Source organism: Vagococcus coleopterorum, assembly GCF_011303955.1.
Lineage (GTDB): Bacteria > Bacillota > Bacilli > Lactobacillales > Vagococcaceae > Vagococcus_D > Vagococcus_D coleopterorum.
In genome coordinates this window covers 399,173-424,446 of the sequence record NZ_CP049886.1, presented here as the reverse complement: position 1 = coordinate 424,446, position 25,274 = coordinate 399,173, and the positions used below count along the sequence as shown (strand labels likewise).

Annotated in this window: 26 protein-coding genes; 23 read left to right on the top strand and 3 right to left on the bottom strand. The window is 37.0% G+C overall.

The features are described from left to right. The first annotated feature begins 237 nt into the window (after window positions 1–237). From pplA to G7081_RS02060, 15 genes are all read left to right on the top strand, one after another. Window positions 238–1,176, top strand: a complete 939-nt coding sequence (pplA, locus tag G7081_RS02130) for an extracellular electron transfer flavoprotein PplA (RefSeq protein WP_166007009.1) — start codon at window positions 238–240, stop codon at window positions 1,174–1,176. Window positions 1,177–1,316: 140 nt separating this feature from the next. Further along, window positions 1,317–2,378, top strand: a complete 1,062-nt coding sequence (locus G7081_RS02125) for an FAD:protein FMN transferase (protein ID WP_166007007.1) — start codon at window positions 1,317–1,319, stop codon at window positions 2,376–2,378. Between the two features lie 15 nt (window positions 2,379–2,393). Continuing rightward, complete coding sequence (gene menA / locus G7081_RS02120; protein ID WP_166007005.1) at window positions 2,394–3,335, top strand: 1,4-dihydroxy-2-naphthoate polyprenyltransferase; 942 nt, start codon at window positions 2,394–2,396, stop codon at window positions 3,333–3,335. A gap of 118 nt (window positions 3,336–3,453) precedes the next feature. Further along, entirely contained in the window at window positions 3,454–4,482 is a 1,029-nt protein-coding gene (locus G7081_RS02115) for a LacI family DNA-binding transcriptional regulator (protein WP_166007003.1), read from the top strand. Between the two features lie 125 nt (window positions 4,483–4,607). Continuing rightward, a complete protein-coding gene (locus G7081_RS02110; RefSeq protein WP_166007001.1) occupies window positions 4,608–5,909 on the top strand; it encodes a pyrimidine-nucleoside phosphorylase in 1,302 nt (433 codons plus the stop codon). An 18-nt stretch (window positions 5,910–5,927) separates the two neighbouring features. Continuing rightward, the gene (deoC, locus tag G7081_RS02105; protein ID WP_166006999.1) at window positions 5,928–6,575 is read left to right on the top strand and encodes a deoxyribose-phosphate aldolase; all 648 of its coding nucleotides are present in this window, start codon (window positions 5,928–5,930) and stop codon (window positions 6,573–6,575) included. 8 nt (window positions 6,576–6,583) lie between these two features. After that, window positions 6,584–6,979: a cytidine deaminase gene (locus G7081_RS02100; RefSeq protein ID WP_166006997.1), complete on the top strand. Its 396-nt coding sequence runs from the start codon at window positions 6,584–6,586 to the stop codon at window positions 6,977–6,979. 60 nt (window positions 6,980–7,039) lie between these two features. Beyond that, window positions 7,040–8,092, top strand: a complete 1,053-nt coding sequence (locus tag G7081_RS02095; RefSeq protein WP_166006995.1) for a BMP family lipoprotein — start codon at window positions 7,040–7,042, stop codon at window positions 8,090–8,092. Between the two features lie 70 nt (window positions 8,093–8,162). Then, entirely contained in the window at window positions 8,163–9,713 is a 1,551-nt protein-coding gene (locus G7081_RS02090; protein ID WP_166008366.1) for an ABC transporter ATP-binding protein, read from the top strand. Continuing rightward, window positions 9,706–10,764, top strand: a complete 1,059-nt coding sequence (locus tag G7081_RS02085) for an ABC transporter permease (RefSeq protein WP_166006993.1) — start codon at window positions 9,706–9,708, stop codon at window positions 10,762–10,764. The genes G7081_RS02090 and G7081_RS02085 overlap by 8 nt, the downstream gene beginning before the upstream one ends. A 1-nt stretch (window position 10,765) precedes the next feature. Beyond that, window positions 10,766–11,719, top strand: coding sequence for an ABC transporter permease (locus G7081_RS02080; RefSeq protein WP_166006991.1), 954 nt, complete (start codon window positions 10,766–10,768; stop codon window positions 11,717–11,719). Window positions 11,720–11,789: 70 nt separating this feature from the next. Further along, window positions 11,790–12,956, top strand: a complete 1,167-nt coding sequence (gene deoB, locus G7081_RS02075) for a phosphopentomutase (RefSeq protein ID WP_166006989.1) — start codon at window positions 11,790–11,792, stop codon at window positions 12,954–12,956. Window positions 12,957–12,980: 24 nt separating this feature from the next. Next, on the top strand, window positions 12,981–13,802 hold the full coding sequence (locus tag G7081_RS02070; protein ID WP_166006987.1) for a purine-nucleoside phosphorylase: 822 nt from the start codon (window positions 12,981–12,983) through the stop codon (window positions 13,800–13,802). A 30-nt stretch (window positions 13,803–13,832) separates the two neighbouring features. Beyond that, window positions 13,833–14,537 carry a purine-nucleoside phosphorylase gene (deoD, locus tag G7081_RS02065; protein WP_166006985.1) on the top strand — a complete coding sequence of 235 codons (705 nt, stop codon included), beginning with the start codon at window positions 13,833–13,835 and terminating at the stop codon, window positions 14,535–14,537. 97 nt (window positions 14,538–14,634) lie between these two features. Further along, the gene (locus G7081_RS02060; protein WP_166006983.1) at window positions 14,635–15,807 is read left to right on the top strand and encodes an iron-containing alcohol dehydrogenase; all 1,173 of its coding nucleotides are present in this window, start codon (window positions 14,635–14,637) and stop codon (window positions 15,805–15,807) included. 27 nt (window positions 15,808–15,834) lie between these two features. Here G7081_RS02060 and gpmA read toward each other — a convergent pair whose 3' ends face one another. The 3 genes from gpmA to rpiA form a co-directional block, all read right to left on the bottom strand. After that, a complete protein-coding gene (gene gpmA / locus G7081_RS02055) occupies window positions 15,835–16,521 on the bottom strand; it encodes a 2,3-diphosphoglycerate-dependent phosphoglycerate mutase (RefSeq protein WP_166006981.1) in 687 nt (228 codons plus the stop codon). Window positions 16,522–16,597: 76 nt separating this feature from the next. Further along, window positions 16,598–17,362 carry a formate/nitrite transporter family protein gene (locus G7081_RS02050; RefSeq protein WP_166006979.1) on the bottom strand — a complete coding sequence of 255 codons (765 nt, stop codon included), beginning with the start codon at window positions 17,360–17,362 and terminating at the stop codon, window positions 16,598–16,600. 114 nt (window positions 17,363–17,476) lie between these two features. After that, window positions 17,477–18,163, bottom strand: a complete 687-nt coding sequence (gene rpiA, locus G7081_RS02045) for a ribose-5-phosphate isomerase RpiA (RefSeq protein WP_166006977.1) — start codon at window positions 18,161–18,163, stop codon at window positions 17,477–17,479. 286 nt (window positions 18,164–18,449) lie between these two features. On the opposite strand from rpiA, the gene rpsL reads away from it, so the two are divergent. The 8 genes from rpsL to G7081_RS02005 all read left to right on the top strand — a co-directional run bounded on the left by rpsL (window position 18,450) and on the right by G7081_RS02005 (window position 25,252). Beyond that, window positions 18,450–18,872: a 30S ribosomal protein S12 gene (gene rpsL, locus G7081_RS02040; protein ID WP_166006975.1), complete on the top strand. Its 423-nt coding sequence runs from the start codon at window positions 18,450–18,452 to the stop codon at window positions 18,870–18,872. Window positions 18,873–18,918: 46 nt separating this feature from the next. Beyond that, a complete protein-coding gene (gene rpsG / locus G7081_RS02035; RefSeq protein WP_166006973.1) occupies window positions 18,919–19,389 on the top strand; it encodes a 30S ribosomal protein S7 in 471 nt (156 codons plus the stop codon). A gap of 89 nt (window positions 19,390–19,478) precedes the next feature. Then, a complete protein-coding gene (gene fusA, locus G7081_RS02030; RefSeq protein ID WP_166006971.1) occupies window positions 19,479–21,563 on the top strand; it encodes an elongation factor G in 2,085 nt (694 codons plus the stop codon). A gap of 106 nt (window positions 21,564–21,669) precedes the next feature. After that, window positions 21,670–22,857, top strand: coding sequence for an elongation factor Tu (gene tuf, locus G7081_RS02025; protein ID WP_166006969.1), 1,188 nt, complete (start codon window positions 21,670–21,672; stop codon window positions 22,855–22,857). 492 nt (window positions 22,858–23,349) lie between these two features. Next, window positions 23,350–23,658, top strand: a complete 309-nt coding sequence (gene rpsJ / locus G7081_RS02020) for a 30S ribosomal protein S10 (RefSeq protein WP_126831842.1) — start codon at window positions 23,350–23,352, stop codon at window positions 23,656–23,658. 25 nt (window positions 23,659–23,683) lie between these two features. Then, on the top strand, window positions 23,684–24,313 hold the full coding sequence (gene rplC, locus G7081_RS02015; protein WP_166006967.1) for a 50S ribosomal protein L3: 630 nt from the start codon (window positions 23,684–23,686) through the stop codon (window positions 24,311–24,313). A 25-nt stretch (window positions 24,314–24,338) separates the two neighbouring features. Then, a complete protein-coding gene (rplD, locus tag G7081_RS02010) occupies window positions 24,339–24,962 on the top strand; it encodes a 50S ribosomal protein L4 (RefSeq protein WP_166006965.1) in 624 nt (207 codons plus the stop codon). After that, entirely contained in the window at window positions 24,962–25,252 is a 291-nt protein-coding gene (locus tag G7081_RS02005) for a 50S ribosomal protein L23 (RefSeq protein WP_166006963.1), read from the top strand. Before rplD ends, G7081_RS02005 begins: the two co-directional genes overlap by 1 nt. Window positions 25,253–25,274: the final 22 nt, after the last annotated feature.

Here is a 25,274-nt window from a genome sequence, read left to right as displayed (position 1 = left end):
TTATATATCCTTACCAGCCAGATGTCTAACTAAAATTAGCTATTTTAATAATAAACGTTAAATAAAAACAGCTACGATAATTGAAAACGCCTAACTTTGTATATTTTACAATAGAATTTGATTTTTTTATGACAAATTTGTTGATTTTATATAGCCAATGAGCTAAAATGAGTATGTAAAAACTTTCACAAGCTAAACAGCAAGTGAAAAATATAATTCATAAAAGGTGGAGACAAAATGAAAGCAAAAAAATTTTTAACAGGCTTCTCTGTATTAATGATGGCATCGCTAGTAATGGTAGCATGTACACCAGATAAGAAAGAAGAAACTAAAGAAGAAGCAAAAACTGAACAAGTTAAGGTTGCGGGTGCTGAACTTCAAGATGGAACTTATACATTAGAAGAAGCTCAAGAAGCAAACGGATATAAAGCTACGTTTACTATGGTAGTAAAAGATGGGAAAATTGCTGAAGGAACTGTTTACGATAACGTAAACGCTGAAGGTAAATCTAAAAAAGAAGATGCTGACTACAACAAAAAAATGTTAGAGTTTGGTGGGGATGTAACTAACCCAGAAGCATTTATCCCAGCACTAAATGAATCATTATTAGAAACAGGATCTGCTGACGGTGTTGAAGTTGTAACAGGAGCTACTCACTCTTCAATGTCATTCAAAAACTACGCGCAACAATTAGTTCAAGCTGCCCAAGCTGGTAACACTGAAAAAATCGTTATTGAAAATGGAAAAGATTTACAAGATGGCGAGTACAAATTAGAAGAAAAAAATGATTCAAATGGCTATCACACAGTATTCTCAATCGTTGTAAAAGATGGTAAATTAGTTGAGTCTAAATACGATAACGTAAATGCTGAAGGTAAATCTAAACAAGAAGATGCTGAATATAACAAAAACATGTTAGAATTCGGTGGCGATGTGACTAATCCAGAAAAATTCATTCCAGAATTAAACAAAAAATTAGTAGAAGCTAATGAAACAGCTGCTAAAGAAGCAACTGAAGAAAAACCATATGCTGCAACTGCTGGTATCGATGTTGTGACTGGTGCAACTCACTCAAGTCATTCATTTGAAATGTATGCTGAACAACTAATCAATGCTGCTCAAAAAGGTAACACTGATACAATTGTTGTAGATAACATTGTTATGGAAGATAAATAATTTTCAATCTTAACTTTTAAGCAGGTCCAGAGTGGGCCTGCTTTTTTTTTATTTTCATTATTCATTAGTAGAAAGATTATTTTGAAAAATAGGATAAAAGGCTGTAAAATAAGGTGTTGAACAAAAAGGAGTGGATATAAATGAGAAAATCAAAGTATTTAATTAGTTTACTATTACTGCCAATCGTTCTTTTAGTCGCATGTGGTTCTAAAGGAGCTAGTTTGAATCAACAGCCATATAGTGAGCAACAGTTTTTGATGGGAACTTATGTCAGAGTTCAAATTTATGACAATGATAAAGAGGACGTTTTAAAGAAAGCGTTTGACCGAGTGAAAGAATTGGCTGATAAAATCACTGTCAGTGAACCTGGCTCTGAAATAGATAAAGTTAATGACAATGCTGGTATTAAATCTGTTGAATTATCAGATGATGTTTACCCATTGGTGAAACGTGCTTATGAATATAGTGAAGAATATGAGACTGGATTCGATATGACAATTGGTCCAATTACTAAAATGTGGCACATTGGTTTTGATGACGCTCGAAAACCAGCTCAGTCTGAAATAGATGCCGCATTACCACTTGTTGATCACAAAGATGTGGAACTAGATGATGAGAAACAAACTATTTTCTTGAAAAAAAAGGGAATGGAATTAGATCTTGGTGCGATTGCAAAAGGTTATATTACAGATGAAGTTGTCAAATTGTTACAAAAAAATGATGTCACAACGGCAATTGTTGATTTAGGTGGAAATGTCTATGTGTTAGGAGACAGTCCAAAAGAAGGAAAAGAATATTGGAAAGTTGGTATTCAAGATCCTAATCAAGCTCGTAACACGGTTGTTGGTTCAGTCACTTCAAAAAATCAATCTCTAGTAACTTCAGGCATTTATGAACGGAATTTGACTGTTAATGGCGAAACGTTCCACCATTTGTTTAATCCTAAAACAGGATACCCGTTTGATAATAAGATTGCGGGAGTTTCAATTATTTCTCAAAAATCGATTGATGGTGATGGACTATCAACTTCAATCTTTTCGATGGGACTTAAAGAAGGATTGGATCATATCGAAGGGTTGAAAGATGTGGAAGCTATTTTTGTGACGTTAGACAATAAAATTTATATTAGTAGTGGGTTAGTCGATAATTTTAAAATAAACAAAGAATCTGGTTATTCTTTAGGAAATAATTCAGATTTATAGAAAGGAATTAATACTATGACGGTTTCAAACTTTTTAAAGCTAGTTGAAATTCAAACGAAACTTGCCAGTCTATTTCCTTTTCTAATTGGTGTCTTGTTTTCAATCTCTTACTTTGGACAAATCCATTGGGGTTATACAGTAATCTTTTTTATTGGTATGTTAGTTTTCGATATGACAACAACTGCAATCAATAATTATATGGATTATAAAAAAGCAAAAGACGATGAGTATAAACATCAAGTTAATATTATTGGGGAAGCAAATATTAGCGAAAAGTTGGTAGTTACTCTTATTTGGACAATGTTAGCTATTTCGGCCATTGCCGGATTTTATTTAAGTTATAAAACGGGTTGGATTTTATTTGTTTTTGGTGGGTTATGTTGTTTAATTGGTGTGTTTTACACCTTTGGACCAGTTCCATTATCTAGAATGCCCTTAGGAGAAGTTTTTAGCGGTGTAACAATGGGGTTTGGAATTTTTCTAATTACGATCTATATTAATGCGTTTGATGCAAATTTTTTGAAATTGGACATAATCAACTGGCAATTTTTTATGGTTGGCGATTTGAAGAAATTATTGGCTATTTTATTGGCTTCTTTACCAATGGTCTTTACTATTTCTAATATTATGTTAGCTAATAATTTGTGTGATCTAGATCAAGATATCAAGAATCACCGTTATACATTACCGTATTATATTGGAAAAGAAACAGGCGTTAAACTATTTAATGTATTAATGTATGGTTGTTACGCTGTGGTATTAATCGGCTTATTTTTCGGTATTTATCACTGGTCGATTTTAATCATATTTGCAACTTTACCTCTCGTCATAAAGAATCTAAAAGAATTTAATCGTGAACAAGTAAAGAGTAAAACGTTTGTTGTATCGATTAAGAATTTAATTATATTTAATAGTGTGTTAATCATCGGATTATTACTGGGTATTATTTTAAAATAAAAAAATTAAAGCCAACCTCAACAGGTTGGCTTTTTAAAGTAGCACTTACCTTTATGTAGGCGCTTAATTTTGTTAATATTGATTTGGTATGGGATGTGGAAGCAAGAAAGGTGATTGTATGAAAATAACAATTAAAGATATTGCAAAAGAGGCAGGGGTCAGCATTACGACAGTATCGCAAATCTTAAATAATAAAGGCCATCGATTTAGCGAAAAAACACGACAAAAAGTTTTGGAAGTTGTTGCTGACCATGACTATAAACCGGATGTTGTTGCACAAAGCATGATTACTAAAAGGTCAAAGACAATTGGTATGATTGTACCGGATGTCACAGATTTCTTTTTTTCAAAATTGATAGAAGGTGTTGAGTCATATCTAAATTCACTAGGCTATGTTTTGGTACTTTGTAATTCTAAACATGATAAATTGCTAGAAAAAAAGTGTTTTATCGAATTAGTTAGTAGATCTGTCGAAGGTATAATTATTGCTACGCCCAATATTTTAGATGAATCAATTATTTCTGTAACAAATGCCAAAAAGAAGAAAATTCCAATTATTTTAATTGATATGGGCAAAAATATTAGATCAGAAGGAAAATTAATTGTAGAAGAGTATAAGGGTGTTTATGAAGCTATGACTTTTTTAGTTAATTCTGGACACAGGGATATTGGTTTTATCCAAGAGTTGGGGGATTATTACCAATTGTCTGAGCGGATTACAGCATATACTAATTGTCTAGAAGATCACAAAATAACATTTAATCAAAATTTTATTGTAGAGAGCGAATTGACTATAGAGGGTGGCTATCGTGGTGCTACTGAATTACTATCTAGAAAAGATGTTCATATAACAGCAATCGTTTGTAGCAATGACCAAATGGCTATGGGAGCCTATCAAGCTATTTATGAAGCGAATTTAAGGATTCCGGAAGACGTTTCTGTTGTAGGTTTTGATGGATTAGAAATAGGTAAATATTTAGCGCCGGCCTTGACGACTATTCATCAACCTATATTTGAAATTGGGTTTGAAGCAGCAAAATTCACAGTTGATGCGATAGAAAACCCGTATCAACGTATTCCTAATAAAATTTTTGAAACTACGTTAATTGTAAGAGATAGTATCGCTAGGTTGACGAACCCAACCTAGGATGGTAATATCAAAATGTAAGCGCTTGATTTTTTGTTTTTCAAGTAAAACGTTTTACCAATAAACCTTTTACCGTGGCGCATTTGTTCGTTATAATATTATATGAAAGCAGGAGGCAAATAAACATGAGAATGATCGACTTAATTGAGAAAAAAAGAGATGGTGGTCAATTAACTAAAGAAGAAATTAATTTCTTTGTTGAAGGCTACACAGACGGTAGCATTCCAGATTACCAGGCGAGTGCTTTTTTAATGACTATTTTCTATAAAGACATGACGGATGAAGAGATTACTAACTTAACATTAGCAATGGCTAATTCAGGTGATGTTATTGATTTAAGCTCTATTGACGGTGTTAAAGTTGATAAACATTCTACAGGTGGTGTGGGTGACACAACTACAATTGTACTAGCGCCATTAGTTGCAAGTGTTGGTGTTCCGGTTGCAAAGATGTCCGGCCGTGGGTTAGGTCATACAGGTGGAACAATTGACAAACTTGAAGCGATTCCTGGATTTCAAGTTGAAATAGAAAACGATAACTTTATTAAGTTGGTTAACGAATCTCAAGTTGCAGTAACTGGTCAATCGGGCAATCTAGCGCCAGCTGACAAAAAATTATATGCATTGAGAGATGTGACGGCAACAGTTGATTCAATTCCGTTGATTGCAAGCTCGATTATGAGTAAAAAAATTGCGTCTGGTGCTGATGCGATTGTACTTGATGTTACAACAGGTGATGGCGCATTTATGAAAAATATTGAAGACGCTCGTCGCTTAGCGAAAACAATGGTTCGAATTGGTAATATGGCTGGTAGAAATACAATGGCTGTTATATCTGATATGTCTCAACCATTAGGGGAAGCGATTGGTAACTCAATTGAAATTGAAGAAGCAATTGAAACTCTAAAAGGAAATGGACCAGAAGATTTAACAGAAATGGTTTATGTCCTAGGAAGTCAAATGGTTGTTTTGGCTGGTAAAGCAAGTTCTTTAGAAGAGGCTCGTGAGATGCTAGTTGAAGCCTTGGAGTCAGGTAAAGCTTTGGAAACATTTAAAGTAATGATTGCAAACCAAGGTGGTAATCCAGATATTGTTGATGACCCATCGAAAATGGATCAAGCTAAATATGTCGTAGATATCCCAGCGAAAGAAACGGGTTGGGTTAATGAGATTCATGCTGAAAACGTTGGTATTGCGGCAATGATTTTAGGAGCTGGACGTAAAACTAAAGAAGATAGTATTGATTACAGTGTAGGTGTTAAACTTCATAAAAAAGTTGGCATGAAGGTAGAAGCTGGTGAAACTTTAGTGACTATTTATGCGAATACTGAAGATTTAGATGCTGTGACAAACATGTTATACGACAATATTTCGATTGGTTCAGAAGTTGAAGAACCAGCGTTAGTTAGAGATATTATTACTGAATAAAAAAGGGAGCGATTTGAAATGGAGTTAAATAGAAAAATTGACCACACAATACTAAAGGCAGATGCTACAAAAGAGAGTGTTGAATCATTGATTAATGTTGCGATTAAAAACCAATTTTATTCAGTTTGTGTTAACCCAACATGGGTTAAACTTGCTGCAGAAATGTTAGCTAATGAACCAGTTGCTGTTTGTACAGTGATTGGCTTCCCGTTAGGAGCTAATACACCAGAGGTTAAAGCTTTTGAAACGACAGACGCAATTAAAAATGGGGCGAATGAAGTGGATATGGTAATTAATATTGGAGCTTTAAAATCAGGTAATACAGATTTAGTAAAAGAAGATATCTCAGCAGTTGTAAATGCTGCGAAAGATAAAGCGTTAGTAAAAGTAATTATTGAAACAAGCTTACTAACAGCTGAAGAAATTAAAGTGGTTAGTGCCATTGCGAAAGATGCAGGAGCTGACTATGTTAAAACATCAACTGGTTTTTCAACTGCTGGTGCAAAAGTTGAAAATGTTAAACTTATGCGCGAAACAGTTGGTCCAGAGATGGGTGTTAAAGCATCAGGTGGTATTCATACCAGAGCTGAAGCCGAAGCTATGGTGGATGCTGGTGCCACTAGATTAGGTACTAGTGCTAGTGTTGCTATTATTAGCGAAGGGTAGTGAGTCAATTGTCTAACAAAGAAAAATGGATTGATTTGGCAAAAGAAAGTTACAGCAAAGCATATGTTCCGTACTCGAAATTCCCTGTAGGAGCCTGTTTAGTCACTAAAACAGGTGAAGTTTTTACAGGTGTTAATATTGAAAATGCATCATATGGATTAACGAATTGTGCAGAAAGAACAGCTATATTCAAAGCTGTTTCAGAAGGGCACTTAGAATTCCAACACCTAGTTGTAGCAGGTGAAACGGATGAACCTATTTCTCCGTGTGGTGCTTGCCGGCAAGTTCTTGTAGAATTTTGCAAAGCGGATATGCCTGTTACTCTAGTTTCAAAAACTGGCGATTTAAAAGAAACAACAATCGCCGAATTATTACCGTATTCATTTACGGATGAACAACTTTAATCTGTTTTAACCAGCCGTCAAAAGCTGTTAAAAAAATATATCTTTATAGGAGGCTTTAAAATGAAAGTAACTAAGAAATTAGGAATGGCAGTTTTAGCTTTAGGATTAACGACAACATTAGTAGCATGTGGCGGGGGTAGTAAAGATAAAAAAGATAACGCACAAGGTGATCATTCAGTAGCGTTAGTAACTGACTTAGGTGGGGTTGATGATAAATCATTTAACCAATCTGCTTGGGAAGGATTACAAGCATGGGGTAAAGACCATGATATGAAAAAAGGAAATGGTGGTTTTAACTACTACCAATCAAACTCAGATTCAGAATTTGATACAAATATTAATACAGCAATGAACGATGGATTTAATACAGTATTCGGTATTGGTTTTAAATTAAAACCAGCAATTGAATCAGCAGCAGCAGCAAATGCTGATAAAAACTTTGTATTAATTGATGACCAAATTGAAGGAAAAGATAACGTTGCATCAGTAATCTTTAAAGATCATGAAGCAGCATATTTAGCAGGTATTGCGGCAGCGATGACTACGGAATCTAATAAAATTGGCTTCGTTGGTGGACAAGAAGGCGATGTAATTGGTCGTTTTGAAGCTGGATTTAATGCCGGAGCTAAATCAGTAAATAAAGATATTGAAATTACAAATACTTACGTAGGATCATTTGGTGATGCTCCTAAAGGTAAAGCAACAGCTGAAGCTATGTATGGCTCAGGAGTTGATGTAATTTATCACGCATCAGGCGATACAGGAAATGGCGTTTTCACAGCAGCTAAAGATATTGTTAAAGCTGACAAAGATAAAAAAGTTTGGGTAATTGGGGTAGATAGAGACCAAGAAGCTGAAGGTAAAGAAGGCGATTTAAATGTCACTTTAACTTCAACTCTAAAAGGTGTTTCAAAAGTTGTTCAAGATTTATCAACACAAGCTTTTGATGGAAAATTCCCTGGTGGAGAACAATTAGTATATGGACTTAAAGAAGACGGTGTTGACTTATCTAAAGGTCAATTAAATGAAGAAATTACTGCAGCAGTAGAAAAAGCTAAAGAAGAAATTAAAGCAGGAACTATCGAAGTGCCTGCAGTACCAGAAAAAAAATAAGTCATAAGACTTAATTATCCGAAACAGTAAGGACGTGAACACAGTGGATAAATCACAATCAGTGATTGAGATGAAGAATATAACAAAAGCCTTTGGATCGTTCAAAGCGAATGATAATATTAACTTAACGGTTAAAAAAGGTGAAATCCATGCGCTATTAGGTGAAAATGGAGCAGGAAAATCAACATTAATGAACGTTTTATCAGGTTTATTACAACCAACTTCAGGTGAAATTCATATTAATGGTAAGCATGAAGTTATTTCTGGCCCCACAGTAGCAAGCAATCTAGGTATTGGTATGGTTCATCAACATTTTATGTTGATTGATAATTTTACCGTTGCTGAAAATATTATCTTAGGTAGCGAACCGGTTAAAGGGGCTACAATTGATAAGAAAAAAGCATACAAAGATATCCAAGCTGTTTCGGATCGATACGGGTTTAATATTGATTTAGATGCCTTAGTTTCAGATATTTCAATCGGAATGCAACAACGTGTTGAAATTTTGAAGACATTGTATCGCGGGGCTGAAATTCTAATATTTGATGAACCGACTGCCGTATTAACCCCTCAAGAAATTGAGGAGTTAATTGGCATTATGCATGGTTTAGTTAAAGAAGGAAAATCTCTAATCATTATTACTCATAAATTAGATGAGATAAAGGCAGTTGCTGATCGTTGTACAATCATCCGTCGTGGTAAGAGTATTGATACTGTAAATGTCGATGATGTTTCATCTCAAGAATTAGCAGATTTAATGGTAGGACGTTCGGTGTCATTTAAGACACCGAAGGTACCTTCTATTCCTAAAGAACCAGTTTTGAAAGTTCAAAACTTAGTTGTAAAAGAAAATCGTGGGTTAGATGCTGTTAAAAATTTAGATTTAGAGGTTCGAGCAGGTGAAATTATAGGTATTGCCGGTATTGACGGCAATGGACAAAGTGAACTTATCCAGGCAATTACGGGTATGCGTAAAGTGGAAAGTGGTACTATTGAAATCAATGGTAAAGATATGACAAATCATAAACCTCGTCAAATTACTGAAAACAGTGTTGGTCATGTGCCAGAAGACCGTCATAAATTTGGTCTGGTTTTACCTATGACTTTAGCTGAGAATATTGCGTTACAAACGTATTATAAAGAACCAAATAGTAAATATGGCATCTTAGATTATAAATATATCAATGCTCATGCTAATGAATTGATAGAAGAATTTGATGTCCGTACACCAAGCGAAATAGTTCCCGCAGCAGCACTTTCGGGAGGAAATCAACAAAAAGCAATTATTGCTAGAGAAATTGATCGTGATCCAGATTTACTAATTGTGTCACAACCAACACGTGGGTTGGATGTGGGTGCGATTGAATACATCCATAAACGTTTGATTGAGCAACGTGACAACGGAAAAGCAGTCTTATGCGTTAGCTTTGAATTGGATGAAATTCTAAACGTTTCTGATCGTATCGTTGTTATGTTTGAAGGAACGATTACAGGTATCGTTGATCCTAAAGAAACAAGTGAACAAGAGCTAGGTATGTTGATGGCAGGTATGACAATTGATCAAGCCCGCGCAACACTTCAACAACAAAATGCTGAGGAAGGAGCGAGCTTAGATGAATAAAGGCCTTTTAAAAAACCTCGCTGTTCCAGTTATTTCAGTAGTGTTCGGACTGTTACTTGGAGCAATTGTTATGTTGGTATCAGGATATGATCCGATAGAAGGTTACAGCGCTATGTTAAATGGTGCTTTCGGTCGTCCTTATAATGTTGGTGAAGTGTTCCGGTTAGCCTCACCTTTAGTTCTTACGGCATTAGGATTTTCAGTCGCTTATACGGCTGGCTTCTTTAATATCGGTCTTGCCGGTCAAGCTTTGTGTGGTTGGGTAATGGCAATTACACTAGCTCAGTCATTTCCGGATTTACCAAAATTCTTATTGTTAACAATTTGTATTTTAGGAGGAGCGTTAGCTGGAGGTGTATACGCTGGTATCGCAGGCTTCTTAAGAGCAAAATTTGGGACAAGCGAAGTTATTGTTACAATTATGTTGAACTATGTAATTTTATATGTCAGCAATCATATGGTACGTAATGTTTTAACAGAAGATAAAGATGCCACAGAAATGATTACGCAAAATGCTAGTTTGCGAGTTCCTTTTCTACAAGAAATTACAGGGGGCTCCCGTTTAAATGGTGGTATTTTTATAGCTCTTGCAGCAATTGTAATTATTTGGATTTTAATGAAGAAAACAACAGCTGGATTTGAATTACGTTCAGTAGGTATTAACCCTGATGCATCTGAGTATGCAGGGATGAGTTCAAGTAAGAATATTGTGTTAGCGATGGTCATCGCAGGGGCCCTGGCGGGATTAGGTGGAGTTCTTGAAGCGTTAGGAACGTTCCAAAACTTATATGTTATGAATGCTGTTCCTGAAATTGGGTTTGATGGTATGGCAGTATCTTTATTAGGAAACGGACATCCACTAGGCATTCTTGTTTCAGCAATTTTATTCGGCGTTCTAAAAGTTGGTGGGTTGAGTATGCCGGGTGCCGGCATTCCAAAAGAAATTGTTGAAATAGTTATTGCTTCGATTATTTTCTTTGTGGGTGCAAGTTATGTTATTCGTTACTTAATTAGTAGAGTTAAAAAAGATTCACAGAAAGGAGAGATGTAATATGTTACAGTTATTAGTAATCGTAGTCTCTTCTACATTGGTTTATTCAGCACCATTAATATTTACAGCGCTTGGCGGAACTTTCTCAGAAAGAAGTGGGGTAGTTAACGTTGGTCTGGAAGGTATTATGGTAATGGGTGCTTTCAGTGCTTGTGTATTTAATTTGTTTACAGCAGATGTTTTAGGTGGATTTACGCCATGGGTTGCCTTACTTATTGGTGGATTAACAGGGGTTGTCTTTTCTCTATTCCACGCTTTAGCAACAGTTCATTGGCGTGCAGATCACATTGTCAGTGGTACCGTTATTAACTTAATGGCACCTGGTTTGGCAGTTTTCTTAACACGTTTAATTTTTGATGATCGTGGACAAACAGATATAATTGCGGAACGTTTTGGTAAATTTAGTTTTCCGGTCTTAGAAAAAATCCCTGTGATTGGTGATATCTTTTTTAAAGACACTTCTGCACCAGCGTACGTAGCAATTTTAGTAGCATTTCTTTCATATTTCGTTATTTTCAAAACGAAATTCGGATTGCGTTTACGTGCGGTTGGTGAGAATCCGCAGGCTGCAGATACTTTAGGTATTAATGTTTACCGTATGAAGTACGCAGGAGTATTAATTTCAGGATTTTTAGGTGGTATTGGGGGAGCAGTATTAGTACAATCTGTTTCATCACAATTTTCAAGAGCAACTATCACAGGCCAAGGTTTTATTGCGATGGCAGCGATGATTTTTGGGAAATGGAATCCGATTGGTGCTATGGTCGCTGCCTTATTCTTTGGCTTAGCTCAAAGTTTAGGAGTTATTGGACCACAAATTCCAGGTTTAGAAAATGTGCCATCAGTTTATTGGCAAGTGGCACCATATTTATTAACTGTTATTGTTCTAGTGTTATTCATTGGAACATCAAAAGCACCGAAAGCGATTGGAAAAACTTATATCAAATCAAAATAAAAAGTTTACTCAAACGTGTCGGACAATTGTCGGGCACGTTTGTGCTTTTAAAAAGAAATGAGGGAATGTCATGTTTAAAAGAGTACATTTAGTAGTATTAGATTCAGTTGGTATTGGGGAAGCGCCAGATGCTGAAAAATTTGGTGATGTTGGTAGCCATACACTTGGTCATATCGCTGAGCAAGTAGGTCTAAATATTCCAGAAATGGAAAATTTAGGATTAGGAACAATTGAACCGCTCGTAGGAGTAAAAGAAGTGTCTGACCATAAAGGTTATGCGACAAAATTAGAAGAAATATCAGTGGGTAAAGATACAATGACAGGTCACTGGGAAATTATGGGTCTGAATATTCAAACGCCATTCCGTGTATTCCCTGAAGGGTTTCCGCAAGATTTATTAGATAAAATTTCTGAATTTTCTGGCCGTGGTATTGTTTGTAATAAACCATATAGTGGAACAGCTGTTATTGATGATTATGGCAAACACCAAATGGAAACAGGTGACTTAATTGTCTACACTTCGGCAGATCCGGTTTTACAAATTGCAGCTCATGAAGAGGTTATCCCATTAGATGAACTATACCGTATCTGTGAGTATATTCGTGAGATTACCAAAGATGATCCTTATATGATTGGCCGTATTATTGCTCGTCCTTATTTAGGGGAACCAGGAAACTTTACACGTACAGCTAATCGTCATGACTATGCTTTAGACCCTTTTGGTCACACGGTTTTAGATTCGCTAAAAGAAGCGGGTAAAGATGTTATTGCTGTGGGTAAAATTAATGATATTTTCAATGGTCAAGGAATCACCGAGTCTGTTAGAACTAAATCTAATATGGATGGTGTTGATCAATTATTAAATGTCATGAAGAAAGATTTTACTGGTTTAAGTTTTACTAATTTAGTTGATTTTGATGCTTTATTTGGCCACAGAAGAGATGTCCCAGGATATGGGAAAGCATTAGAAGATTTTGATGGAAGGTTACAAGAAATCTACGATGCTATGGCAGAAGATGACTTATTATTAATTACAGCTGACCATGGTAATGACCCAAGTTTCCCAGGAACGGATCATACCCGAGAATATGTGCCGCTGCTAGCTTACAGTAAAAAAATGGCTGGCCAAGGTAGTATTCCACAAGGTTTTTATTCTGATATTGCTGCAACAATTGCGGACAATTTCAATGTTCCTGCTACAGAAAACGGCAAAAGCTTTTTAAAAGAACTTAAATAATTTTATTTTAGAGGAGACAAGCAAATGACTAAAAAATTGAGTGAACAATTACAGGAAACAGCAAGTTATATTCAAAGTAAAGGTGTAAAGGATGTTGATTTTGGTTTAATTTTAGGTTCAGGTTTAGGTGAATTAGGTAATGAAATCGAAAATCCAATTGTGATTCCATATGAAGAAATCCCTAATTTCCCAGTATCAACAGTTGTTGGTCATGCTGGCCAATTAGTTTATGGTGATATGTCAGGTAAAAAAGTATTAGCTATGCAAGGTCGCTTCCATTTTTATGAAGGAAATACGATGCAAGTCGTGACATTCCCTGTTCGTGTTATGAAAGCTTTAGGAGCTCACTCGATGGTTGTAACAAACGCTGCGGGTGGAGTAAATACGTCATTCACACCGGGTAATTTAATGTTGATTACTGACCAAATTAACTTTACTGGAACAAATCCATTAATCGGTGAAAATGATGAAGATTTGGGACCACGTTTCCCTGATATGTCAGAACCTTATGATAAAGAATATGGGAAAGTCGCTCATAAAGTAGCTGCTGACCTTAAGATTACTCTGCAACAAGGTGTTTATATGGGTTATACAGGACCTACATATGAAACCCCAGCTGAAATTCGTATGTCACGTATGATGGGTGCGGATGCTGTTGGTATGTCAACAGTTCCAGAAGTTATCGTTGCGCGTCATATGGGTATGCGTGTTTTAGGTATTACGTGTGTGACTAACTTAGCTGCCGGAATGCAAGCTAATTTAAATCATGACGAAGTGGTTGAAACAACAGAACGTGTTAAAGCGGACTTCAAAACATTGATTAAAGAAACGCTTAAAAACATTTAGTCATAAAACTAATTTAAGGAGTGTGACATCGTGAGTATTCATATTGGTGCTGCAAAAAATCAGGTTTCAGATAAAATCTTATTACCAGGAGATCCATTACGGGCAAAATATATTGCTGAAAATTTTTTAGAAGATGCAGTTTTATATAATGAAGTTCGTGGGATGTACGGTTACACTGGCACTTATAAAGGTCAGAAAGTTTCAGTTCAAGGAACGGGTATGGGTATGCCTTCTGCTGCTATTTATGTGACTGAGTTAGTTAAAGAGTACGATGTTAAGAAAATGATTCGTGTCGGAACGTGTGGTTCTATTCAAAAAGATGTTCACGTAAGAGATATTGTTTTGGCCCAAGCAGCAGCAACAACATCTGCTATTATCAGAAATGATTTTCCTAAGCATGATTTTCCGCAAATCGCTGATTTTGATTTATTGTTAAAATCGTATACAGCAGCTAAAGAAAATGGTTTTAACGTTCATGTTGGGAATGTCTTATCGGATGACGTTTTTTATAAAGATAGTTTAGAGGACACTTTTAAACTTGGAGAACATGGTGTTTTAGCAGTGGAAATGGAAGCAGCTGTTATTTACTACGTGGCTGCTAAATATGGTGTTGACGCCTTATGTATGATGACGGTTAGTGACCATATGTTAACAGGTGAAGAAACAAGTTCTGAGGAACGTCAAACAACCTTTGATGATATGATGATTGTGGCACTTGATACATTGATTAGTTAAAAAAAGACAGCTTATGCTGTCTTTTTTGAGTTTAATTACTATGCAAAAGTTGTTAAAAGTTCTATTCTAAAAAGACAATAAAGAAAGAAGGGTTACGATGGAAAATTTTAATTTTTATGTCCCCACACATGTTTGTTTTGGTGAAGGCCAGATTAAGCAACTAACAACAGTCTTAAAACCGTATGGCAAGAAAGTATTGATGGTATATGGTGGAGGAAGTATTAAAAAGAACGGCATCTATGATGATGCCGTTTCAAGGATGAAGGCAGATAACTTTGAAATTATTGAATTAGCAGGCGTGGAACCTAATCCTAGAATTGATACAGTTCGAAGAGGGGTTGAAATGTGTCGAGAAAATAATATTGAAGTGATCCTTGCTGTGGGTGGAGGTTCAACAATTGATTGTTCTAAAGCAATTGCTGCTGGAGTGAAATATGAAGGTGATCCTTGGGATTTTACAAAAGATCGTAGCTTAGTAAAAGATGCTTTACCTTTGGTAACCATTTTAACGATGGCCGCTACCGGTTCAGAAATGAATATGGGGTCAGTGATCACTAACCTTGAAACGAATGAAAAATTAGCTACTGGTGGAGTGGCGATGATTCCAAAAGCATCAATTTTAGATCCGACCTATACGTATACGGTCAACAAATGGCAGACTGCAGCAGGTTCTGCTGATATTTTGAGTCATTTATTTGAATGCTACTTTACGGTTAATGAAGGAGCTGCTGTTCAAAATAGAATAGCGGAAGGATTGATGAAAACAGTTTTAGAGTATGCGCCAATTGCTTTAACAGACCCTACGAACTATGAAGCGCGATCTAATTTAATGTGGTCAAGTTCCCTTGCTTTAAACGGACTGACTAGGCTAGGTAAAAAAGGCGTGTGGTCATGTCACCCAATTGAACATGAGTTAAGTGCCTTTTATGACATTACACATGGTATTGGTTTAGCAATTATTACACCGAGTTGGATGAGATATATTTTATCTGAACAAACTGTTGAAAAATTTGTTTCCTTTGCTGAAAATGTTTGGGACATTGACTCAAATAATCGTGATCCTTTTGATGTTGCTAATGAAGGGATTGATAAATTAGTTGAGAGTTTTAAATCATGGGGAATTCCAATGACGTTAGCTGAAGTGGGGATTGATCATGAAAAAATTAGATTGATGTCTGAGCTAGCGGTTAAACATAGTACCATTTCAGAAGATGCATTTGTAGCATTGAATGCAGATGATGTTGAAAAAATATTATTAGCTTGTATGTAAAAAAGCCATCCTTAGGGATGGCTTTTTCTATAAATAATACTTTTCTTTGACTAATAAATCATCACTCAATTCATAAACTAACGGTTGTCCAGTTGGAATTTCCAAGCCCATAATTTCTTCATCAGAGATGCCTTCTACATGCTTGGCTAGAGCTCTTAAAGAATTACCATGAGCAGCGATTAAAATAGTTTCGCCTTTTAATAATTTTGGAGCAACTTCATCTTGCCAAAATGGAATAACGCGTTCAAGCGTGACTTTAAGATTCTCTCCCCCAGGTATAGATCGTTTCTCTAAGTTTTGATAACGACGATCGTTTGTGGCTGAACCGGGATCTTTTTCATCAAGCAAAGGGGGTAGGGTATCGTAAGATCTGCGCCATAAATTGACTTGTTCGTCCCCGTATTTATCAGCGGTTTCCTGTTTGTTAAGACCTTGTAAAGCACCGTAATGACGTTCGTTAAGCCGCCAAGACTTAGTTTCAGACACCCAAAGTTGATCAGCGTTTTCTAGGGCGTAGTGGCAAGTTTTAATGGCCCGTTTTAAAACAGAAGTAAACACGTGATCAAATTCAATATTAGCAGCTTTGATTTTATTGCCGGCAGCTTTGGCTTCAGCGACACCTTTATCTGTCAAATCAACATCAACCCACCCAGTAAATTGATTTAAGGCATTCCATTCACTTTGACCATGTCGTATAAATACAAGTTTTGGCATAAATCTTCCTCCTCTTTTGTTCTATCTTTATTTTATTCTCAATCCTAAAAATTAGCTAATAAAAAACACCACGATATTAATCGTGATGTTTAAGAGCTAGATAATATAAGCCGCCAACCATAATAGCACCACCCACAACATTCCCGGCATAAACAGGAATAACGTTTTGAATAAAGTCTAACCATGTAGCGTTACCTTCGAAAATAGCCGCAGGGATAACAAACATATTTGCCACGCTATGTTGGAATCCAATTGCAACGAATGTCATGACTGGGAACCAGATTGCTAGAATTTTACCGGCACCATCTTTTGCACCGTAACACAGCCAAAGTGATAAGCCAACAAACCAGTTACAACCAATTCCAGAAACAAACGCTTGCAAAGGTGTTGCGGCAATTTTTGATTGTGCAACAGTAGCTGTTTCAATCAAATAAGCTCCATCAGTCGTTAATCCAGTAACATGGCCAAAGAAATAAGCAACAAATAATGCCCCGGCGAAGTTTGCTAAAGTAATGATAGCCCAGTTAGAGACTAAGTCTTTACCACTAACTTTTTTATCAAACCAAGCAATCGCGACTGCCATCATATTTCCGGTGATTAGTTCTCCTCCGCCAAGCAGAATTACGATCAAACCGATTGGGAAGACACATGCTCCAATGAAACTCGCAAAACTGCCCCATTCATGTGCGATTGAAGCAATGACTCTGATATAAGCAAGGTAACCAAGAGAAATCATAGCCCCACCAATAAATCCAAGGATTAATTTAGTAAGTAAGGGTTTAGCAACTTTTTTAGCTCCCATCTTAATACTAATATCCGTTATTTCCTCTGGTGAATACATAAAAACAGCTCCTTTAATCTTTGTGAATTTATTATCTATCTAAGTATAATACAAAAATAGGCATAAGAAAAGAACTCTTGAGAAAAGCATTTTCAAGAGTTCTGCTAAAGGTTGTTAACCACGGCGAATAGCGCCGATTGTTTCAGGTCCTTTCTCACGACCAACAATAACAGTGTCAACGATATCAAGGAATAATCCGTGTTCGACCACACCTGGTAAAGCGTTCAACCAACTGCTTAAAGGTTTTAATGCAGAATCATCAATTGATTCTAAGTGTAAATCAATAATATAATTTCCGCTATCGGTTTTAATGGATTCGCCGTCAATCAGGCGTAATTTTGGCTGCAACTCATTTTCTTCAAATAAGTTCAATAATTGTTGAGAACCGTAAGGAATGACTTCCACTGGCAATGGGAAAGCGCCAAGATTTTCAACAAGTTTTGATTCATCAACAATCCAAATGTTTTTGTTAGAATTACTGGCAACAATTTTTTCAAATAAAAGTGCTGCTCCTCCGCCTTTGATCCCCTGGAAGTTACTGCTAATTTCATCCGCCCCATCAATGGTTAAGTCAACATGGCTTACTTCATCAACGCTTTTTAACGGGATGTTTAAAGCGCGTGCCTGTTGTTCTGTTGCATTCGAAGTGGTAACACCAATGATATCTAATTGTTCTTCTTTTACACGGCGACCTAATTCTTCCACCATGTAATAGGCAGTGGATCCTGTTCCAAGGCCAACAATCATTCCGTCAGTGACATGTTTTGCTGCCTCAATTCCAACCATTTGCTTTAAATTCATTATTTACCTCCTATAATATAGAACCTTTTCTTCTATATTATTATACTCAATTTAGGTGAGACTTTAAAGGTGTAATCTTCATTTAAGAAAAATTGAAATACTGTTGACACTAAAAGGTTAATCATGATATTATTTAACAGGTGCTTAAAGTACAGTTGTCACATTGTTGATAATGTCCAGCTAGCATTTAGCGAAGAGCAAGTCAGACTTGCTTATTTTTATCGCAAAAAATGAACCACCTGGATGTGTGGTACTAGAAAACCCTTTAGGGAAGGAGGAAATTAAAATGCCAACGATTAATCAATTGATTCGCAAATCTCGTAAATCAAAAGAAACAAAATCAGGTTCACCAGCATTAGGTAAAGGTTACAACAGCCTTAAAAAAGCTCACACAAATTCAAATGCTCCTCATAAGCGTGGAGTTTGTACTCGTGTAGGAACAATGACACCTCGTAAACCTAACTCGGCTTTACGTAAATATGCTCGTGTACGTTTATCAAACAACCTTGAGGTTACAGCGTATATCCCAGGTATCGGACACAACCTACAAGAACACAGTGTTGTACTTATCCGTGGAGGACGCGTAAAAGATTTAGCAGGAGTTCGTTACCATATCGTTCGTGGTGCTTTAGATACAGCAGGTGTTGCTGATCGTAAACAAAGCCGTTCGAAATATGGTGCTAAACGCCCTAAACCACAAAAAGACTAAAATAAATTTTAAACTTAAAAACTAGAATCGGAAGGAGGAATTTGGAATGTCAAGAAAAGGTCCAGCTCAGAAACGTGAAGTTTTACCTGATCCAATTTTCCAATCAAAAGATGTCACTCGTTTAATCAACCGTATTATGATTGATGGTAAACGTGGGACTGCTGCGAACATTATCTATAACGCATTTGATATCATCAAAGAAGCTACAGGTAATGAACCAATCGAAGTTTTCAATCAAGCGATGGAAAACATCAAACCTGTATTAGAAGTTAAAGCTCGTCGTGTGGGTGGTTCAAACTACCAAGTGCCAGTTGAAGTTCGTCCAGAACGTCAAATGACATTAGCACTACGTTGGTTAGCTAACTATGCTCGTTTACGTGGTGAACACACTATGGAACAACGTTTAGCTAAAGAAATCATGGATGCTGCTAACAATACTGGTGCTTCAGTTAAAAAACGTGAAGACACACACAAAATGGCAGATGCCAACAGAGCTTTCGCTCACTACCGTTGGTAAGATTATCCTCTTTATTACACAGCGACTTTCAGTCGTTGTTGATAAAATGGTTAACCAAGATTTATTTATGATAAGAGAGGAGAAATATTATGCCAAGAGAATTTACCTTAGACAAAACTCGTAATATCGGTATCATGGCTCACATCGATGCTGGTAAAACGACTACAACTGAACGTATTTTATACTATACTGGTAAAATTCATAAAATTGGAGAAACTCATGATGGAGCTTCTCAAATGGACTGGATGGAGCAAGAACAAGAACGTGGTATTACGATCACTTCAGCCGCTACTACAGCAGCATGGAAAGGTCACCGCGTCAACATTATCGATACTCCTGGTCACGTGGATTTCACAGTTGAAGTTGAACGTTCATTACGTGTATTAGATGGTGCTGTTACAGTACTAGATGCTCAATCAGGTGTTGAGCCTCAAACAGAAACAGTTTGGCGTCAAGCAACTACTTACGGTGTACCTCGTACTGTATTCATTAACAAAATGGATAAAATTGGTGCGGACTTCTTATACTCAGTAAGTACGTTACATGATCGTTTACAAGCTAATGCAGTTCCAGTTCAATTACCAATCGGTGCAGAAGATGAATTCAGCGGGATTATCGACTTAATCACGATGAAAGCTGAAATGTACACTAACGATTTAGGTACAGATATCCGTGAAGAAGAGATTCCAGCGGAATACATGGAATTAGCTACTGAATGGCGTGAAAAATTAGTTGAAGCAGTTGCTGAAACTAATGAAGATTTAACAATGAAATACCTAGAAGGTGAAGAAATTACTGAAGCGGAATTACGTGAGGCTATTCGTCTTGCTACTATCGCTGTAGAATTATTCCCAGTTTACTGTGGATCAGCCTTCAAAAACAAAGGTGTTCAATTAATGCTTGATGGTGTTATTGATTACTTACCAGCTCCAACTGACGTTGCAGCTATTACAGGTATTAACCCAGATACTGACGAAGAAGTTGAAGTTCCATCAACTGATGAAGCTCCATTCGCTGCGTTAGCATTTAAAGTTATGACTGACCCATTCGTAGGTCGTTTAACATTCTTCCGTGTTTACTCAGGTGTTTTACAATCTGGTTCATACGTGAAAAATGCTTCTAAAGGGAAACGTGAACGTGTAGGACGTATCTTACAAATGCACGCTAACTCTCGTGAAGAAATTTCAGAAGTATATGCAGGGGATATCGCTGCTGCTGTTGGTCTTAAAGATACAACAACAGGTGATACTCTATGTGATGAGAAAAACCTAGTTATTCTTGAATCAATGGAATTCCCAGAACCAGTTATCGAAGTTGCGATTGAACCTAAATCAAAAGCTGACCAAGATAAAATGGGTACTGCTTTACAAAAATTATCAGAAGAAGATCCAACTTTCCGTGCGTCAACAAACACTGAAACTGGTGAAACAATTATCGCTGGTATGGGTGAGCTTCACTTAGACGTCCTTGTTGACCGTATGCGTCGCGAGTTCAAAGTTGAAGCTAACGTAGGTGCTCCTCAAGTTTCTTACCGTGAAACTTTCCGTGCTCCTGTTACTCAAGCTGAAGGTAAATTTGTTCGTCAGTCTGGTGGTAAAGGTCAATTCGGACATGTTTGGGTTGAATTCACACCAAATGAAGAGGGTGCAGGATTTGCATTCGAAAACGCTATCGTTGGTGGGGTAGTTCCACGTGAATACATCCCAGCAGTTGAAGCGGGACTTAAAGCTTCTATGGAAAACGGTGTATTAGCCGGCTATCCATTAGTAGATATTAAGTGTAAACTTTATGATGGTTCATACCATGATGTCGATTCTAACGAAACTGCTTTCCGTGTTGCGGCATCACTTGCTTTAAAAGCAGCTGCTAAAAAAGCACAACCAGCAATCTTAGAACCAATTATGGGTATTGAAATTGTTATCCCTGAAGATTACTTAGGTGATATCATGGGACACGTAACTGCTCGTCGTGGCCGCGTTGAAGGTATGGAAGCTCGTGGGAACTCTCAAGTAGTTCGTGCTATGATTCCATTAGCTGAAATGTTTGGTTACGCTACAACGTTACGTTCTGCGACTCAAGGTCGTGGTGTGTTCACAATGACATTTGATCATTATGAAGATGTACCGAAATCAGTACAAGAAGAAATCATCAAGAAAAATGGTGGCTCTAACTAATTGACTTCTCTTGTCAATCTAGTGGGTTATCGTGTAAAATTGTAATAACGACGTCAGGACTATCCTGTCTCGAAATAAAAAATACTATTCCTAGGAGGAACTTAAAATGGCTAAAGAAAAATTTGACCGTTCAAAACCACACGTAAACGTTGGTACAATCGGACACGTCGATCATGGTAAAACTACTTTATCAGCTGCGATCGCAACTGTATTATCTAAAAAAGGATTCGGTGAAGCTCAAAACTACGCTGATATCGATAACGCTCCTGAAGAAAAAGAACGTGGTATCACAATCTCTACTTCACACATCGAATACGAAACTGAAAACCGTCACTACGCACACGTAGACTGTCCAGGTCACGCGGATTATGTTAAAAACATGATCACTGGTGCTGCACAAATGGATGGAGCTATCTTAGTAGTTTCTGCTGCTGATGGCCCAATGCCACAAACTCGTGAGCACATCTTACTTTCACGTAATGTTGGTGTTCCTTACATCGTTGTATTCTTAAACAAAATGGATATGGTTGATGATGAAGAGTTATTAGAATTAGTAGAAATGGAAGTTCGTGACTTATTAAGCGAATATGATTTCCCAGGTGACGATACTCCAATCGTTGCAGGTTCTGCTCTTAAAGCCTTAGAAGGCGAAGAAAAATATGAAGATAAAATCATGGAATTAATGGCTGAAGTTGATTCATATATCCCAACTCCAGAACGTGACCATGACAAACCATTCATGATGCCAGTTGAGGATGTATTCTCAATCACTGGTCGTGGTACAGTTGCTACTGGTCGTGTTGAACGTGGTAGCGTTTCTGTAGGTGACGAAGTTGAATTAGTTGGTATCGCTGAAGAAATCACTAAAACAACTGTTACAGGTGTTGAAATGTTCCGTAAATTATTAGATTACGCTGAAGCTGGCGATAACATTGGAGCTTTATTACGTGGTACTGCCCGTGAAGATATCCAACGTGGTCAAGTATTAGCTGCTCCTGGAACAATCACTCCACACACAAAATTCAATGCTGAAGTTTATGTATTATCAAAAGAAGAGGGTGGACGTCACACTCCATTCTTCACTAACTACCGTCCGCAATTCTACTTCCGTACAACTGACGTAACTGGTGTTGTTGAGTTACCAGCTGGTACTGAAATGGTAATGCCTGGTGATAACGTAACTATCGACGTTGAATTAATTCACCCAATCGCGATCGAAGAAGGAACTCGTTTCTCTATTCGTGAAGGTGGACGTACTGTTGGTTCAGGCGTTGTATCTACAATCACTAAATAATTATTTTAAAAGAACTGAGATTAACTTCTCGGTTCTTTTTTTATATTTCTATTTTGTTTCGCTATTATATAGAAGAAAGATGAATGTAGTGTAAATGGCACGCCCGGATTTTCGATAAATGCAAGCTGCTTCCGTATTGAATACAAAAAAGTGTTAAATTTAAAAAAATATAATATAAAATAGTGCAAAAAATATATTTTCGAACAAAAAACATGAGAAATGACTCTTTTAACGAGTTGAAACTGGTTACAAAATTGTAATAAAAAAAATATAGAAAAAACCTTAAAAAAGGTTGATTTGACGGTTTTTATTTAGTATACTGTTAAAGGTGCTGCAACTATAAAGTTGTATTGCCGACAGTGGGGACCTGTAGAAACCCCACGGCTATGAAGCGAGAGGTTGCGACACGCCCGGACGCATTGCCATGGGCGAGCGTGTTGGTGTTTTCGTGGAGCTATGTCTACTTTTAAAATAGGCGAAGGAGGGAAAAAAATGGCAAAACAAAAAATTCGTATCCGTTTAAAAGCGTATGAACACCGTATTTTGGATCAATCAGCGGAAAAAATCGTTGAGACAGCGAAAAGAACTGGAGCTGACGTATCGGGACCGATTCCGTTACCGACAGATCGTTCAGTCTACACTGTGATCCGTGCAACGCACAAATACAAAGATTCTCGTGAACAATTCGAAATGCGAACTCACAAACGTTTAATCGATATTGTGAATCCAACACCAAAAACAGTTGACGCTTTAATGAAGCTTGACTTGCCAAGTGGTGTAAACATTGAAATCAAGTTATAAAAATTAAAAGGATGGAGGTGCACTCATGACTAAAGGAATCTTAGGAAAAAAAGTGGGAATGACACAAGTCTTCACTGAGAATGGTGAATTAATCCCTGTTACTGTAATCGAAGCGACTCCAAACGTTGTTTTACAAGTTAAAACAATGGAGACTGACGGTTACGAAGCAGTTCAATTAGGTTACCAAGACAAACGTGAAGTATTATCAAACAAACCTGCGAAAGGTCATGTTGCAAAAGCAAACACGGCTCCTAAGCGCTTCATTAAAGAGTTTAAAGATGTTGAGCTAGGAGAATACGAAGTAGGTAAAGAAATTAAGGTTGATGTATTCGAAGCAGGTGACATCATTAACGTTACAGGTACAACTAAAGGTAAAGGTTACCAAGGGGTTATTAAACGCCATGGTCAATCTCGCGGACCAATGAGTCACGGTTCTCGTTACCACCGTCGTCCTGGGTCAATGGGTCCAGTAGATCCGAATAGAGTATTTAAGAACAAAAAATTAGCTGGTCAAATGGGTGGCGATCGTGTCACTATTCAAAATCTAGAAGTTGTACGTGTAGATCTTGATAAAAACGTTATCTTAGTAAAAGGTAATGTGCCAGGTTCTAAAAAATCATTAGTACAAATCAAATCAGTGAAAACTGGGAAATAATTGTTGAAGAGAGGAGGACTAAGGAATGCCAACTGTAGCATTATTTAAACAAGACGGTTCTAAAAACGGAAACATCGAGTTAAACTCAGATATCTTCGGAATTGAACCAAACGAAAGCGTTGTATACGATGCAATCATCATGCAACGTGCTTCATTAAGACAAGGTACACACGCGGTTAAAAACCGTAGCGCTGTTCGCGGCGGTGGACGTAAGCCATGGAGACAAAAAGGAACTGGACGTGCTCGTCAAGGTTCTATCCGCTCACCACAATGGCGTGGCGGTGGTGTAGTCTTCGGACCAACTCCACGTTCATACAGCTACAAACTTCCTAAGAAAGTTCGTCGTTTAGCAATCAAATCTGTTTTATCAGAAAAAGTTGCTGAAGAAAAATTTGTTGTTGTTGATTCATTAAGTTTCGGCGCACCAAAAACGAAAGAATTCAAAGAAGTATTAGCTAAATTAGATGTAACAACTAAAGTTTTAGTCGTTTTAGAAAACGGCAATGATTTTGCAGCATTATCAGCTCGTAACTTACCAAACGTTTCTGTCGTAGCGTCAGATAACGTAAGCGTGTTAGATGTAGTAGCTAACGATAAAATGTTAATTACTAAAGCTGCTCTTACTCAAGTAGAGGAGGTGCTTGCATAATGGAATTACTAGATGTAATTAAACGCCCGGTTATCACTGAAGCTTCAATGTTAGCGATGGACGAGAAAAAATACACGTTTGACGTGGATACTCGTGCTAACAAAACTCACGTGAAACAAGCGGTTGAGGCTGCGTTTGACGGTGTTAAAGTTAAAAACGTTAACATCATGAACGTTAAACCAAAATTTAAACGCATGGGTAAATATGCAGGATATACAAGAAAACGTCGTAAAGCTATCGTGACGTTGACTAACGATTCAAAAGAAATTCAATTGTTTGACGCTGAATAACATCAGCTCAGGACTCTAATTT

Coding starts and splice junctions, on each gene's coding strand:
- pplA (WP_166007009.1), top strand. CDS start 238: ATGAAAGCAAAAAAATTTTTAACAGGCTTCTCTGTATTAATGATGGCA.
- G7081_RS02125 (WP_166007007.1), top strand. CDS start 1,317: ATGAGAAAATCAAAGTATTTAATTAGTTTACTATTACTGCCAATCGTT.
- menA (WP_166007005.1), top strand. CDS start 2,394: ATGACGGTTTCAAACTTTTTAAAGCTAGTTGAAATTCAAACGAAACTT.
- G7081_RS02115 (WP_166007003.1), top strand. CDS start 3,454: ATGAAAATAACAATTAAAGATATTGCAAAAGAGGCAGGGGTCAGCATT.
- G7081_RS02110 (WP_166007001.1), top strand. CDS start 4,608: ATGAGAATGATCGACTTAATTGAGAAAAAAAGAGATGGTGGTCAATTA.
- deoC (WP_166006999.1), top strand. CDS start 5,928: ATGGAGTTAAATAGAAAAATTGACCACACAATACTAAAGGCAGATGCT.
- G7081_RS02095 (WP_166006995.1), top strand. CDS start 7,040: ATGAAAGTAACTAAGAAATTAGGAATGGCAGTTTTAGCTTTAGGATTA.
- G7081_RS02090 (WP_166008366.1), top strand. CDS start 8,163: ATGAAGAATATAACAAAAGCCTTTGGATCGTTCAAAGCGAATGATAAT.
- G7081_RS02085 (WP_166006993.1), top strand. CDS start 9,706: ATGAATAAAGGCCTTTTAAAAAACCTCGCTGTTCCAGTTATTTCAGTA.
- G7081_RS02080 (WP_166006991.1), top strand. CDS start 10,766: ATGTTACAGTTATTAGTAATCGTAGTCTCTTCTACATTGGTTTATTCA.
- deoB (WP_166006989.1), top strand. CDS start 11,790: ATGTTTAAAAGAGTACATTTAGTAGTATTAGATTCAGTTGGTATTGGG.
- G7081_RS02070 (WP_166006987.1), top strand. CDS start 12,981: ATGACTAAAAAATTGAGTGAACAATTACAGGAAACAGCAAGTTATATT.
- G7081_RS02060 (WP_166006983.1), top strand. CDS start 14,635: ATGGAAAATTTTAATTTTTATGTCCCCACACATGTTTGTTTTGGTGAA.
- gpmA (WP_166006981.1), bottom strand. CDS start 16,521: ATGCCAAAACTTGTATTTATACGACATGGTCAAAGTGAATGGAATGCC.
- G7081_RS02050 (WP_166006979.1), bottom strand. CDS start 17,362: ATGTATTCACCAGAGGAAATAACGGATATTAGTATTAAGATGGGAGCT.
- rpiA (WP_166006977.1), bottom strand. CDS start 18,163: ATGAATTTAAAGCAAATGGTTGGAATTGAGGCAGCAAAACATGTCACT.
- rpsL (WP_166006975.1), top strand. CDS start 18,450: ATGCCAACGATTAATCAATTGATTCGCAAATCTCGTAAATCAAAAGAA.
- rpsG (WP_166006973.1), top strand. CDS start 18,919: ATGTCAAGAAAAGGTCCAGCTCAGAAACGTGAAGTTTTACCTGATCCA.
- fusA (WP_166006971.1), top strand. CDS start 19,479: ATGCCAAGAGAATTTACCTTAGACAAAACTCGTAATATCGGTATCATG.
- tuf (WP_166006969.1), top strand. CDS start 21,670: ATGGCTAAAGAAAAATTTGACCGTTCAAAACCACACGTAAACGTTGGT.
- rpsJ (WP_126831842.1), top strand. CDS start 23,350: ATGGCAAAACAAAAAATTCGTATCCGTTTAAAAGCGTATGAACACCGT.
- rplC (WP_166006967.1), top strand. CDS start 23,684: ATGACTAAAGGAATCTTAGGAAAAAAAGTGGGAATGACACAAGTCTTC.
- rplD (WP_166006965.1), top strand. CDS start 24,339: ATGCCAACTGTAGCATTATTTAAACAAGACGGTTCTAAAAACGGAAAC.
- G7081_RS02005 (WP_166006963.1), top strand. CDS start 24,962: ATGGAATTACTAGATGTAATTAAACGCCCGGTTATCACTGAAGCTTCA.